A 14,161-nucleotide genomic window follows, 5' to 3' on the forward strand; every position below is an offset into this window, starting at 1 on the left:
CTCGGCGCGCAACTCCGCACGAGCGATCTCGCAGGGAGCCTCCGCGCGGCGCTCGCGGCCCGCGACGCGAGCACCACGCATTGCACGACCCAAGCCACCTCGGCCGCGCCGCTCCGCGGCGCGACTCTCCGCGCTCCGCGCGCTCTCGGCCGAGATTGACCGCCTCGCGTCCGCCTCCTAGGCTGCCGCGCATTCCATGACAGCGCACACGAAGGACGGAGAGAGCGCGCCCGGCGCCGGCGATCGGACGCTCGAAGGGACGGAGGATCCCGGCGCGCGCCTGTTCCTCGACTTTCTCTCCTCCATCCGCCCCCGCGTCGAGGCCGCGCTCGATCAGCGCTGGCGCGACAAGGCTGCCTCCGTGCAGCGCTACGGCCGCGAGGTCGCGGCCATGGTCTCCGAGGCGCGGAGCCTCACGCTGCGCGGCGGCAAGCGGTTCCGCGCGGGGCTGCTCATCGCCGCGTACCAGGGCGTCGCGCCGGACGCGCCGCTCGGCCCCGCGATCGACGCCGGCGTCGCGCTCGAGCTGCTCCAGACGTACCTGCTCATCCAGGACGACTGGATCGACTGCGACACCGTCCGGCGCGGAGATCGCACCGTCCACGTCGCGCTGACCGAGACGCTCGGCGATCCGCACCTCGGGGCCTCGTCCGCGATCCTCGCGGGCGACCTCACCTGGAGCTTCGCGCTGAGCACGCTCGCGGGCGCGGACGCGCCGCCGGAGACGACGCTCGCGGCCGTCCGGCTCTTCTGCAAGATGCACGAGGACGTCGTGATCGGGCAGCACCTCGACGTGGTCGGCCGGGCCGAGGACGTCGAGCAGATGCACGCGCTCAAGACCGGCAGCTACACGGTGCGGGGCCCGCTCGCGCTCGGCGCCACGCTGGCCGGCGCGCCGGCCGAGACCGTGGCGGCGCTCGAGCGGTTCGCGGCGCCCGTGGGCATCGCCTTCCAGCTGCGCGACGACCTCCTCGGCACCTTCGGGAGCGCCGCCGCGACCGGCAAGCCGGTCGGCAACGACCTGCGCGCCGGCAAGCGCACCGCCGTGCTCGCCTCGGCCGAGGGGCGCCTCGACGCCGCGGGCCGGAGCGCCGTCGAGCGCGCGCTCGGCCGCAAGGACGCGAGCGACGACGCCGTGGCGGCCGCGACGCTCGCGCTCGAGGCGTGCGGCGCGCGGCGCGCCGTCGAGGAGCGGCTCTCCGCCCTGTGCGGCGAGGCCGAGGTCCTCGCGCGCTCGCTGCCGGTGAGCGCGTCGGCCCGGCTGATCCTGTGCGGAGCCGCGAGCGCGCTCCGGTGGACCGGCGCATGACCGAGGCGCTCGGCGAGGCGTCCGGCAAGGTCATCCTGCTCGGCGAGCACGCCGTCGTGTACGGCGCGCCCGCGCTCGCCGCCGGCATCGAGCGCGGCGCCCGCGCGCGGGCGACCCGCTGCTCGGGCGCGAGCGCGCTCCGGCTGGGCGGGCGCGAGCTCCGCGCGGCGCCGGCCGAGGAGGACGTGGCGCGGGCGTTCGCGGCGCTCCTCGGGGCGCTGCCCGACGTCGGCCCGGTGCGCGTCGAGGCGGAGAGCGATCTGCCGCCCGGCGGCGGCCTGGGCAGCTCGGCGGCGCTCGGGGTCGCGATCGCCCGGTCGGTTGCCGGGCTAGCGCGCGCGCCCGCGGCCGCGTCCAAAACAGCGGCCGCCGTCACCGACGCCGCGGCCGCCTGGGAGCGCGTGTTCCACGGCAACCCGTCGGGCATCGACACGACGGCCGCGGCCCGCGGCGGCTGCTTCCGCTTCACCCGGGCGCACGGCGCGACCTCCATCGCCCCGCGCGACGACCTGTGGCTCTGCGTGGGCTCGACCGGCGTGTCGTCGTCCACGCGCAGCATGGTCGAGCTTGTGGCGAGGCTCTTCGAGCGCAAGCCCACGCTGGCCACGACGTCCATCGCCGGCATCACCGCGCTCGTCGAGAACGCGGCCCTCGCGATCGAGGCGGGCGACGCGGTCGGCCTCGGCCGCCTCATGGACCTGAACCAGATGCTCCTCGCCGGCATGTTCGTCTCGACCGAGGCGATCGAGGCCCTGTGCAAGCTCGCGCGCGAGGCCGGCGCGCTCGGCGCCAAGATCACCGGCGCCGGCGGCGGCGGCTCGGTCATCGCGCTGCTCCCGCCGCCAGGCGAAGGCGCGACGTCGAACGTCGCCGCGGACCGCGTGCTCGCCGCCTGGCGCGACGCGGGGTACAGCGGCTTCGTCACCCGGGTGAAGGCGGGCGTGACGAGGACGGAGCCACAGGAGCAAGCATGACCGTCGTGAGCCGGGCGACCGCGATCGCCCATCCGAACATCGCCCTCGCGAAGTACTGGGGCAAGCGGGCCGATGGCCACAACCTGCCCGCCGTGCCGAGCCTCTCGGTGACGCTCGCCGGGATGGCGACGACGACCGAGGTCGCCTTCGACGCGTCGCTCGATCGCGACGAGCTCCACCTCGGCGGCGCGGCCTTGCCGGCGGACGCGGAGGCGACGCGCCGGGTCGCAGGGCTGCTCGACCGGGTCCGCGCGGCCTCGGGGCGGCGCGAGCGCGCCCGCGTGGTCAGCCGGAACGACTTCCCCACCGCGGCGGGCCTCGCCTCGAGCGCGTCGGCTTTCGCCGCGCTCGCGCTCGCCGCGAGCGCCGCCGCCGGCCTGCCCACCGCGCCTGCGCTGGTGAGCGATCTCGCCAGGAAGACCTCGGTATCGGCCGCGCGCTCCGCGTTCGGCGGCTTCGTCGAGCTCCGCGCCGGCCGCCCCGGGGACGAGGCGCTCGCCGCGACGCCGCTCGCGCCCGAGGACCACTGGCCGCTCGCGGTCGTGATCGCGGTGACGCGCGAGGGCCCGAAGGACGTGGGCTCCAGCGACGGCATGCGGCACACCGCGATGACGAGCCCGTACTTCCCCGCGTGGGTGGACGCCGCGCCGCCGCTCTTCGACGCGGTCCGCGCCGCGGTCCTCGACCGCGACCTCGCCGCGCTCGGCGTCGCGGCCGAGGCGAGCGCCCTGTGCATGCACGCCTCGAGCATCGCCGCCTCGCCGGGCCTGCTCTACTGGACCGGCGCCACCGTCGAGGTGATCGCGGCGGTGCGGAGGCTCCGCGCCCAGGGGACGCCGGCGTTCTTCACCATCGACGCCGGCCCGCACGTGAAGGTCTTCACGACGCCCGAGGCGCAGGCCGCCGTGGGCGCGGCGCTGCTCGCCGTCCCCGGCGTCCTCCGCACCATCACGGCCGTCCCCGGCGGCGGCGCCCGCCTCGCGCCCTCGTCCGGGGGCGCGTGATCGTCCGCGCGCCTGGCAAGCTGGTCCTCTCGGGCGCGTACGCCGTGCTCGAGGGCGCGCCCGCGCTGGTGGCCGCCGTCGATCGGTATGTCCTCGCCGACCCGGCGCGGCCCGCCGCGCTCGTCACCGAGGAGGTCCAGGCAGCGATCGACGCCGGCGCGCTCGACGCGGCGGCGTGGTTCGATGCGTCCGCGCTCCGCTCGGCGGAGCCTGAGCCGCCTCCGGCCTTCCCGGGCGCGCCGCCCCGCGAGGCGAGCCGCAAGCTGGGCCTCGGCTCGAGCGCCGCCATCCTCGTCGCGACGCTCGCCGCGCGCGCCGCGGCGGCCTCGGAAGCGCGGGCGGCGCGCGCGTTCAGCGAGGACCAGCGCGCGCCCGCGTGGGACCCCCGCGCGCTCTTCCTCGACGCGCTCGCCGCGCACCGGCGCGCGCAGGGCGGAGGCAGCGGCGTCGACGTCGCGGCGAGCGTCTACGGCGGCGTGCTCTGCTGCCGGCTCGGGCCGGGCGGCGAGCTCGACGTGGCGCCGCACGCCCTGCCGGGCGGGCTCGTGATCGAGGTCTTCGCCAGCGACGCGTCGGCGCGCACGAGCGCCATGCTCGAGCGCGTGCGCGCGCTCGCCGCCCGCGAGCCGGAGGCGCACCGCGCGCTGCTCGGCGCGGCCGCCGAGGGGGCGCGCGCCGCGGCCCTTGCCGCGGACGCCCGCGCGCTTGTGGCCGCGCTGGATCGCCAGGTCGACGCGCTCGGCGAGCTCGGCGACCGCGCGGGCGCGCCGATCGTCACCCCCGCGCTCAGGCGCCTCCGCCCTGCCGCGGCCGCCGAAGGGGCAGCGCTCGCGCCGAGCGGCGCGGGCGGAGGCGACGTCTCCCTCTTCGTCGGCGGCGCGCCGCCCTCGACGGCATGGCTCGCCGCGGCGCGCGAAGCGGGCCTCGAGCGCGTGCCGATGTCGCTCGGCGCCCCCGGCGTCCACGTGCTGGACGCAGCCCGCCCGCTCCGCGCCTGAGCGCGCCCCCTCGCCGATCGTGCGCCGCGCGGTGCCGGAGCGCTTGGCACGGAGCCCGCTCTGCTCGCTCCCGGATCGACCGCGGCGCTGCGCTCGGGCGACGCACCGCGGTCCCCCATGAGGCCTTCGGGACGCGAACAGCAGGGAAAGCATGGACTTCGTGGAGCTGGCGATGCTGCAGCGCCGCCGTGAAAGCTTGAGTTTTCATGGTGATACCGCCTGGACGGCCGATGAGCGCGGTGAGCGCCGGGTCCTCCGAGGCGGGCTCCGCGGGCAGGTGGCTGCCAGCGCGGGCTCGGCGGGCGTGACCTGCGTTCACAGCGCGCTGAGACGCATCGGCGCGGGGCGCGCGCAGGCGCGCCGGACCGCCGACCGTCGGTCGCGGTTCGGCCGCGGGGGGTGGTGAACGGGGTGAGGTGGCACGAGGACCACAGGACCAGGTGAGGAGGGGGGCTCCATGACGACGTGCGATCGAGAGCTTTGCCGATTGGAGGATGTGCTTGGCGCCAGCATGGCCGAGTCGAGGGCGATGCTGGCCGCGTTCGGCGTCCAGGTCGCACCGCTGCGGAGGCGCACCGCGAGCACGTACCTGGGGCGGGTGCTGGTCCACCCGTACAACCTGCTCGTCGTGGGGAGCGCGCTCCTCCTGAGCTTCATCGGCTGGAGCCCGCTGCTCCTGCTGCTCGGGCTCGGGGCGGAGCTCGTGATCCTGTGCGTCGTCCCCTGGCGCGGGTTCTTCCGGCGCAGCATCGACGCGCAGCTCGACGAGGTGGATCGGGCGGCCTGGTCGAGGGCGCGCGAGTCGCTCATCCGGCAGATGGACATCCGGCACCAGCAGGAGCTCGCGCGGCTCGATCGGCTGATCGATCGCACCCGCGAGAACATCCGGCGCCGCGGCGGCGCGATCCCGCCCCTGCTCGACGAGGGCTTCGGCCTGAGCCGCCTCATCATGAGCTACATCCGCCTCGCGATCGCGCACAAGGCCGGCCAGGAGTCGCTCGCGATGACCAACCACGGCGAGCTCATGGACACGATCCGCTCGCTCGAGGCGGTCCGGAGCACGTCCGCGGGGCGGACCCGCGGGCTGTCCGAGCGGCGCCTCTCGATCGCCTACCGCCGCGCCGAGTGCTGGAGCCAGACCCGCGACGGGCTGGAGGTCGTCTCGCAGAAGCTCGCCACCATCCTCGAGCTCATCCAGCTCATGCACGAGCAGTCGATGACGCCCGTGGATTCGCCGGCGACGTGCGTGGAGATCGACCGGTTCATGCGCGATCTCGACGATCTCGACAACGGCGAGAGCACGCAGCGCGAGCTCGCTGAGCTCGACATGGACATGGACAGGGCGTTCGAGCTCGAGGAGCTCGAGGCCGAGCACATCCAGCACAGCCGCCCCCCGATGCGCCTCGTGGTGCGTTGACCGACGCGGATCGGCGGCGCAGGCGGGCGCGATCGCTCGGCGACTCGGGGGAGCGCGCCGCGCTGCGCTGGGGCCGCTGCGGTTGACGGCGCAGCGCGGCAGGCTAACGTCGGCGCGCGATGCTGAAGCTCAGGCGACTGCGGATCGAGAAGTTCCGGGGCGTGGCGCCGGGTACGGAGCTCCGGTTCTCGGACGGGCTCAACGTGCTGCTCGGCCAGAACGGGACCGGAAAGACGACGCTGCTCGAGCTGATCTCGATGGTGGTGAGGTCGGATTTCAGCAGCTTGGCCAGAGAAGAGTTCGCCGTCGAGTACGAGCTCACGATCCCAGGAGAGGCGACAGCGATCGTCGCTATCAGCAACAAAGATCAGACGAGCCTTCTACAAGTAGAAGCGAAGCCCCGCGCCATAATCGACTTGTCGGAGTATTGGCGATCTGCTGCAGACGTCACGCTCGACGACTCGCCATCTGGACCTCGCCGCCACATTCGGTACGACAGCGAGCGTGGACTTACGATCGGAGACGACCAGCCGATCGGAGGGGGTCGGGAGCTTTCATGCCTCAACCCAGGATTTCTTTGGATCTACATGATGCAGGATCCTGACTTCATCCCAACCCCCATTTACAACACGGTTCTTGGTGCAAGCTCGGCGAGACGCTTCGACGAGTCGCTGGAGCTATTCACGTGGCTCACCGGATCGAGCGATACTTACCGCGTGGTCGTCGTTCGTCAAGAGAGGGTGCTGGTCTCCAGAATCAAGTCCCCTCTCCTACCGAATGCCCTCCGCCGACAACTGGAGCCGTTGTATGAACGGTCAAGGTCTGACTACACCTTCAAGCACCCTGAGCTGGAGTTCCTTGCCACCATCAAGGGGATTATGGGGTTCGACGCCGCCGAGCTGAAGGTGGACGTGACCGAACGGCACCCGTGGGGTGAAGCTTACGAGGACGTGAAGCTCGGGAACTTCGTGTTCCGGTTCTGGTGGGAGGGCGGCGAGTTCATCACCCACACGCGCCTGAGCTACGGGCAGAAGCGCCTGCTCACCTTCTTCTATTACCTCGCCTGCAACGACGACATCGTCATCGCCGACGAGCTGGTGAACGGCCTGCATCACCACTGGATCACGGCGTGCGTCGAAGCCATCGGAGAGCGTCAGGCGTTCTTGACGAGCCAGAACCCGCTCCTGCTCGACTACATCCCCATCACCTCGCCCGAGCAGGTCCACCGCAGCTTCGTCCTCTGTCGCGACGAGCGGCGCGGCGGCAGACCGGCCTGGGCGTGGGCGAACATGCGCGACGAGGACGCCGCGGAGTTCTTCGTCGCCTACGAGGTCGGCGTCGAGCACGTGAGCGAGATCCTGCAGTCGCGGGGGCTGTGGTGAGCCCGGAGGCGGCCCGCCTCTCGATCGTGATCCTCACGGAGGACAGCGGCAAGGACGGTCGCGCGACCGTCGAGGCGCTCGTCGGCCGGATGCTCGAGCTCGTCGTTCCCGGTTACGGGCGCCATCGGGTCGACTTCCTTCCGAGGGAGCCGAGCGAGGAGGAGGCGATGCGCGGCAACGTCTGGAAGACCGACGGGAAGAACCCGCGCGAGCACGAGCGACGCGTCCGGCTGCTCAAGTACATCGCACGCATGCTGCTAATGCCCAACACCTTCGTGGTCTTCCATGTCGACGGGGATCGGCCGTGGGCCGAGCGGAATACCAGCGAGAACCTCGACAAGTTCGATAAACTGGTCCGCACGCTGCTGCCGCAGGTCGCCGAGCAGGGTCGCGCGAACGCTCCTCGGACCAGGCTGCGAGCCAAGGGCGACGCCGAGCCGCCTGCGCCCGTGCCGCAGATCGAGCGTCTCCTTCTCGTCTGCCCGTTCCGGAGCATCGAGGCCTGGCTCTACCAGAACGTTCGACGCGCGAGCGAGATCTGCCGCCGTGAGCACGGGAGCCGTCACGTCGAGGATATCGAGGCATGGGAGGGAAAGCGTGCGGAGCTCGATGACCTGCCCGCGCCCGACCAAGCGCTGTGCCTGAAGAAGGCATACAACAGGGAGCTCGCATCCAACGGATTTCCCACCCAGCTCGCCTACGACGTGAGGAAATCGTTCGCCGAAAGCGTGGATCGCATGGGCCGGTGCGGCGCGTTGCGTGCTGCGCTCGAGCGCACACGCGGCTGGGAATGATGCGGCCGCTGCACCAGCGGCGCTGATGAGGGCGAGGAGGACCTCGGGCGCACCGCGTCGACGGCGCCACGGCCGCAAAGCTGCCACGCGCTTCCGCGAGCGCACGGCCGTAATACCCAGCCATCATGGGACAAGCCACGTTTCTCGCCCGGCGGCTCACGCCAAGCGGGTGCATCGTCGGAAGAAGGGCGAGCCCGACGTTCCCGTCTGATCCACCTCCTCCCCCACGTCAGCCGCCCCCGGAGAAGCCGTCCGAGCCATGCGGTCGCAAACGCCGTTGCCCTTTCGCGTCGCGCCGTCGAGCATGGCCGCATGCGAACAGCGCCTGTGCCGAACATCCCCGCGATCCCCGGCATGAATCCGGGAGTCTTCGTGATGGGCGGAGGAGGAGGCGGCGACGGGTCCGGGGGGAAAGGCGGCGGCGGTTCGACAGGCGCGCGGGGAGCCGACGGGAAGGGCGGCGGCAGTGACGCGAACGGCGGCGGGAAGAGCGCGGGGTCGTGCGGCACCGGCTCGACCGACGGCGGCGGCTGCCCCAACCACCACGGGCCCGGTACGAGCGGCACCATGTCGCGTGGCGATCCGGTCGACGTCGTGACCGGCCGCGTGTTCACGCTGCCCGCCGTCGACCTCTTTCTTCCGAGCCCGCTGCCGCTCCGGATCGAGCGCACGTATTCCAGCACGTCGCGCGACCGCGACGTCGGCCTCGGACCGGGGTGGACCTTCTCGCTCGCGTGGCAGGTGATCGAGCGCCGGAGGTCGGTCCGCGTCATCACGTCCGACGGCGTGGAGCACGATTTCGGCAAGCTCGAACCGGGCGCCGGCGTGCTCGGCCCCCATGGCTGGCTCCTGCACCGCGAGGGCCTCGGGTTCCGGCTCGATCTACCGGACGGTCCGCGCCTCATTTTCGAGGTTCAGGTGCCGTCGGACGACGGCATGACCTACCGCCTCTCGGCGATCGCCGATCGCTGGGGCAACCGCATCGTCCTGACCCACGAGCGAGGCCATCTCGTTCAGGTGACCGACGCCGTCGGACGGGTCGTCCGCGTCGTCCGCGGGCGCGATGGCCACATTGCCGCCCTGGAGGCGAAGAACGCGCTCGAACAGGCGAGGTGGGTCCCGCTCGTCCGGTACTCGTACGACGCGCACGGGCGGCTGACCGGCGCGGAGGACGCCGATGGCGAGCTCACGACGTACGCGTACGACGAGCGAAACCTGCTGACGTCCACCACGGCCCCGACCGGCCTCACCTTCTTCTTCCGCTACGACGCGGCGAGCCGATGCGTGAAGACCTGGGGAGAGGTTCCGGGCGCCACGGACATCAGCCTCGCGGAGGATGTCCCCGCGGTCCTTGCGGATCATGAGACGAAAGCGCGAGGGGTCCTCCACACGAAGTTCGAGTACGGGGATGACGGTTACTCCGAGGCCGTGGATTCGGTCGGATTGCACCGCTATTTCGGCAACGCGCACGGCCTCGTCGCCAAGGCGGTGACGCCGCTCGGCGTCTTCCTGCGCAGCTACGACGACCGCGGCTTCCTCACCTCGTTCACGGACGCGCTCGGGGCGACCACCACCTGGGAGCGCGACCTGTTCGGGCGTGAGACGAGGGTGGTCGATCCGCTCGGGCGGGTGACCATGATCCGCCGCGATCCGGCGGGCGAGATCCTCGAGGTGATCGGGCCTGACGGCGCCTCGACGCGCGTGCACCGCGCGGGCGACGAGCTGAGCTGGACCGACCCGCTCGGCGCCACCTGCACCGTGCGCTTCGACGCGCGAGGGCAGCCTGTCCGGGCGGAGTGGCCCGACGGCAGGACGATCGTCTTCGCGCGGGACGCGCACGGCAACGTGGTCGAGCGCGTCGACGAGCTCGGGGCACGCACGCAGGCCAGGTACGACGCGTGGGGCCGGTGCGTCGAGATCCTCGACGCGCGCGGGGGGAGGACGGCGTTCACGTACTCGAACGCCGGCCGCCTGCTCTCCGTGCGCTCGCCTGACGGGGCCATCGAGCGGTACGCCCACGACGGCGCCGGTAACATCGTTGCAATCACCGACGCCGAGGGTCGCACCACGCGCCTGTCCTATGGCGGCTTCCACAAGCTCTCGCGCATCGAGAAGCCGAACGGCGAGGTCGTGGAGCTCCGCTACAACCGCGAAGGGTGGCTCTCCTACGTCAAGAACGCCCGCGGCGAGATCTACCGCTTCACGCGGAATCCGGCGGGGCTCATCGTGGAGGAGCACGCGTTCGACGGGCGCGTCACGCGCTACGGTCACGACGCGATGGGCCGCGTCGTGTGGTCGAGGAACGGCCTGGGCGAGCGCACGGAGTACGAGCGCGACGCCGCCGGGCGGCTCGTGCGGCGGGTGTTCGCCGACGGGACGGAGGAGTCGTTCGAGCACGACGAGAACGGAGACATCGTGGCCGCGGCGTGCCCTGCCGGGCTGTTCGTGTTCCAGCGCAACGCGAACGGCTGGATCGTGTGTGAAGAGCAGCACGTCGCGGGCGAGCGCGCCGACGTGCGGATCGACTACCGCCTCACGGGCGAGGTCGCCGGGCGCCGCACGTCGCTCGGGCACGCGGCGCACTGGACCCACAATTTCGCGCGCGGGCAGGTCCAGCTCGCGCTCGACGGCGAGGTCGCCTCGGTGTCCCAGAACGACGTCCTCGGCCGCGAGGTCGCGCGCGTGCTCCCGGGCGGGGCGAGGATCGAGGCCGCGTACGACGCGCTGGGGCGGTTGTCGGAGCGCAGGGTGATCGCGCGCGCGGCGGCGCCCGCGGTCGGACCAGGACAGCCCGAATGGGTCGGCCCGGTGCCACCGGCCACCGTCCGCGCCGAGGCGTTCCGTTACACGAGCGACGGGCTCCTCGCGATGCGCTGGGACCAGCGGCGGGGCACCACGCAGTGCTCTTACGATCCGATCGGCCAGCTCGCGCGTGTCTTGCGGGAGGGCCGAGAGGAGGCCTCGTTCAGGTACGACGAGACAGGCAACGTGCACGACGTCACGCCTGGCGCGCCGGGGCGCCTGTACGGGCCGGGAGACCGGATCGAGCGCTGCGGCGCCGAGCGCTACGTCTGGGACGCCGAAGGGCGCCTCGTCGCGCGACGCGAGCGCCGCTCCTCGGGGGAAGAGGCGGTGACGCGCTACCGCTGGTCCGCCGCCGGCCGGCTCGACGCCGTGGAGCGGCCGGACGGCACGGTGGTCTCGTTCGAGTACGACCCCTTCGCTCGCCGGGTGGCGAAGCGGCTGTGGCGGCGCGAGGCGGACGGCAGGCGCACGCTCCTCGAGGCGACGCGCTTCGTGTGGGACGGCGGCGCGCTGGTCCACGAGATCAAGCGCAGCGCAGGGGGCGGCGGCGCGCCCGTCGTCGAGGAGCGCACCTACGTCTTCGAGCAAGGCTCGACCATCCCGTTCGCGCACCGCGACGCGCGCACGGAGGGCGGCGTGCGCACGGTGTCGCCGTGGTGGCACTACGTGAACGACGACTCCGGCGCCCCGGAGGCGCTCGTGGGCCCCGACGGCCGGCTCGGCTGCGAGCTCCTGCGCTCCCCGTGGGGCGCGGCCGCCGTGGCCGACGGCGCCTCGACGAGCACGCCCATCCGCTTCCGCGGCCAGTATGCCGACGAGGAGACCGGGCTGTTCTACAACCGCCATCGCTCCTACGACCCGAAGCTGGGCCGGTACATCAGCCCCGACCCCATCGGCATCGAGGGCGGGCTCAACCCGTTCGCCTACGCCGCCAACTGCCCCACGTCCGCCGTCGACCCCGACGGGCTGATGTACTCCGTCATCAAGGACGCGCGGGGCAATGTGGTCGCTGAAGGACACAACCTCAAAAAAGGCGGAGGTGTCGGTGAACAGCATCCGGCGGTGCCGCTGCCCGATCGGACCTCCTGCGCAGAGATGACGGCGCTCACGAGCCTCGCCCGCAAGATGGGACCGAACACGAAGAAAGAGGACATCGCGAAGCTGTTCAATGAGGAGGGCTACACCATCGAGACCTACGAAGGCACCAAGAACCACTACGACAAGGGCGTTCGGTTCGCCGCCAACCCGTGCGCTGCATGCAAGCAGATGTTCAACGACATGGGGATCGAGAAGGGCATCATCGGACATGCACCGCTGAAGCCGGACAAGATCAAGCCGTGGGACGGGGAAACGACGTACAAACCGTTCCCCGAGGGGGCCCTGGCACAGGCGATGAGGAGGAAACGATGAGGGATTCAGCGGTCGGCAAACAGGGACCTTCCTTGCGCGCGCTCGATCGCCTGCGTGGCCCGGAGGGCGGCTACGCGCGGTCGCACGCGGGCCTGGCCGCGTTCTGGCGAACCCACCAGGATGAGGCCCTGGCGCCGCCCGCCTCCGAACAAGACGCCGAGCGGCTGGCCGCACTCGACCGATGGTTCCAGGAAGGCCCCCGATGTGCGCTTGTGATCGGTGCGGAGCCGTCGCGATGCACGACGCTGCTCGCGCGTTGGGCATCTACCGTCGCGGAGCGCAAGGCCGCGGAGGTGATTTTTCTCCCGGTGAGCGCATGCTCCAGCACCGCGGTGGAGCGCGATGCGCTCAAGGTATTGTTCGCCCTCTTCAAGACTTCATGGTCGGCGGCGTTCTCTCGCCCGCGAAGTCCCAACGAGCTGCGATGGTCGACTTGGATGGCGCTGCGTTCAGCCGGCGCATTATCGTCGGATCCCGATCCCGATGAGCCGGTGCTGCTCGTGATCATCGACGGGATGGATCGCGCTGCCGATTGGGGCCCCAATAAAGGGATCCTGTTTCTACATGAACCGGACGAGGGCGCGCGGATTATCGTATCTGTGGGCATGGGAGGGCTCCCCGAGGAGAGCGCGGCCTGGCGCGAGCGTCTCCTGTGGACCGAGGAGAGCTCCGCGGTGCTGCACGTGCCAGGGGACGCCGCCGCCGCAGAAGCGGCGGTGCAGCAGGCGCGAGACACCCTGGCCGGGAGCGGAGATGACGGGCGCGCGGCGGAGCGGTGCCTCGACGCCCTGGCGGCGGCGCTCGCGCCGGTATCGAAGGACGACCTGATCGCGGCGTTCGGGCTATCCAGCGCGTCGATCGAGGCGCTCCACCGCGCGCCGCGCCCGGCGCGTGACCTCGTGGTCCACGCGGACGACGGGACCTACCGCTTCCGCGACGACGCGACGCGCGCGCGCTGGGCTGCATCGGCAGACATCGCGTCGCTCGAAGACGGCATCGTCGCCCGAGGCCTGGCCAGCCTGCGCGCCGCCAGGCCCCCCGAGGGCGGTGCGCTCACCTGGCCAGCTTACCTCGTCGAGTATCTGGGAGCGCACATGACGCGGCGAGCGCCTGCGCTGTCTGCCTTCGTGGAGCTGGTCTCGCCAGCGTGGCTCGCCACCTGGATGGAAAGACCTGGAGGGCTCGTGGGGTTCGTCACGGACGCGCGCCGCGCGCGCACGGCTGCGGAAGACGCGCTGTTCGCTGCATCCACCGAACCGGAGCGCGCAGCTGCGTTGAACCACATCACGCGGTGCGCCGTCGTCGAGGGTGCGCTGTTCGCCAAGGAGGGAAGCCAGCACGGGCCGCGTGACGATCGCGCCCACCCCTACAAGGAGCCGAGCGTGGATCTCGCGAAGCCGACCGGTGCGGCGCGCGCGCGGGCGGTGGCGCTCGTCACGCTGGCGGGCACCTTGACCGGGGCCCAACGGGAGACGGTGCAGGCGTGGGCGGACGAGGCGCGGGCCGCGCTCGGTGAGGCCGGCGAGCTCGTGCCATGTCCGATCCCCTCGTTCTCCGATATCCCGACAGAGGCCGACCCGGAGCTCACGCGCCGGCTGCGCGACGCCGCGCCCAACAAGTTCGGGTCTCTTCTCTCCGGTCGTTATGACCAGGCTGCCGCCGCGTGTGCGGGGCTTGAGCCGGAAGAAGCCTTGCGCCTGGCGGACAGGACGGAGGGCGTCCTCCGCGTGACTGCCTTCGCGGCGATCGTGCCGCACCTGCCCGAAGCGCTCCGCGAACGAGCCGTGGCCGAGGTCATGGACGCCTACTGGCAGCATGGCGACAGCGACACGCTGCGGTCGGTGCTCGCATGTGCGCCGTGGATGGCGCTGCACGACGCTGCGTGCGTGCTCTGCGGTGTGCTGGGGAACTGCTGGGAAGACGACTTCGAGAACCTCTTGATCGGCTGGGGCGGGCTCACCGATTTCGCGCCGCTGCTGCGCAGGCTGGGCGGCTCGGCGGCGATCGTCGGCGCTGCCTCTGCGATCGCGGAGGTGGGCCGCTGGTTGCCGTAGCGGCGCCTCGGGCC

At 72.0% G+C, this 14,161-nt stretch carries 9 protein-coding genes; all 9 read left to right on the forward strand.

Going from position 1 to position 14,161, the window contains the following annotated elements:
- Positions 1–196 precede the first annotated feature (196 nt).
- The 9 genes from WMF19_RS24020 (at position 197) to WMF19_RS24060 (ending at position 14,147) form a co-directional block, all read left to right on the forward strand.
- Complete coding sequence (locus WMF19_RS24020) at positions 197–1,309, forward strand: polyprenyl synthetase family protein (RefSeq protein WP_437901260.1); 1,113 nt, start codon at positions 197–199, stop codon at positions 1,307–1,309.
- Positions 1,306–2,283, forward strand: a complete 978-nt coding sequence (mvk, locus tag WMF19_RS24025) for a mevalonate kinase (RefSeq protein ID WP_437901262.1) — start codon at positions 1,306–1,308, stop codon at positions 2,281–2,283. The genes WMF19_RS24020 and mvk overlap by 4 nt, the downstream gene beginning before the upstream one ends.
- Positions 2,280–3,287: a diphosphomevalonate decarboxylase gene (mvaD, locus tag WMF19_RS24030; protein ID WP_437901264.1), complete on the forward strand. Its 1,008-nt coding sequence runs from the start codon at positions 2,280–2,282 to the stop codon at positions 3,285–3,287. Before mvk ends, mvaD begins: the two co-directional genes overlap by 4 nt.
- A complete protein-coding gene (locus tag WMF19_RS24035; protein ID WP_437901266.1) occupies positions 3,284–4,285 on the forward strand; it encodes a hypothetical protein in 1,002 nt (333 codons plus the stop codon). Before mvaD ends, WMF19_RS24035 begins: the two co-directional genes overlap by 4 nt.
- Before the next feature lie 511 nt (positions 4,286–4,796).
- Positions 4,797–5,702 (forward strand): hypothetical protein, encoded by a 906-nt coding sequence (locus WMF19_RS24040; RefSeq protein ID WP_437901267.1) that lies wholly within the window; start codon positions 4,797–4,799, stop codon positions 5,700–5,702.
- 119 nt (positions 5,703–5,821) lie between these two features.
- Entirely contained in the window at positions 5,822–7,084 is a 1,263-nt protein-coding gene (locus WMF19_RS24045) for an AAA family ATPase (protein ID WP_437901268.1), read from the forward strand.
- Positions 7,081–7,878: a hypothetical protein gene (locus tag WMF19_RS24050; RefSeq protein ID WP_437901270.1), complete on the forward strand. Its 798-nt coding sequence runs from the start codon at positions 7,081–7,083 to the stop codon at positions 7,876–7,878. The genes WMF19_RS24045 and WMF19_RS24050 overlap by 4 nt, the downstream gene beginning before the upstream one ends.
- A 312-nt stretch (positions 7,879–8,190) precedes the next feature.
- Positions 8,191–12,093 carry an RHS repeat-associated core domain-containing protein gene (locus WMF19_RS24055; RefSeq protein WP_437901271.1) on the forward strand — a complete coding sequence of 1,301 codons (3,903 nt, stop codon included), beginning with the start codon at positions 8,191–8,193 and terminating at the stop codon, positions 12,091–12,093.
- Positions 12,090–14,147 carry a hypothetical protein gene (locus WMF19_RS24060; RefSeq protein ID WP_437901272.1) on the forward strand — a complete coding sequence of 686 codons (2,058 nt, stop codon included), beginning with the start codon at positions 12,090–12,092 and terminating at the stop codon, positions 14,145–14,147. The genes WMF19_RS24055 and WMF19_RS24060 overlap by 4 nt, the downstream gene beginning before the upstream one ends.
- The last annotated feature ends 14 nt before the right edge of the window (positions 14,148–14,161 follow it).

It is taken from the genome of Sorangium sp. So ce124, assembly GCF_051525235.1.
GTDB lineage: Bacteria > Myxococcota_A > Polyangia > Polyangiales > Polyangiaceae > Sorangium > Sorangium atrum.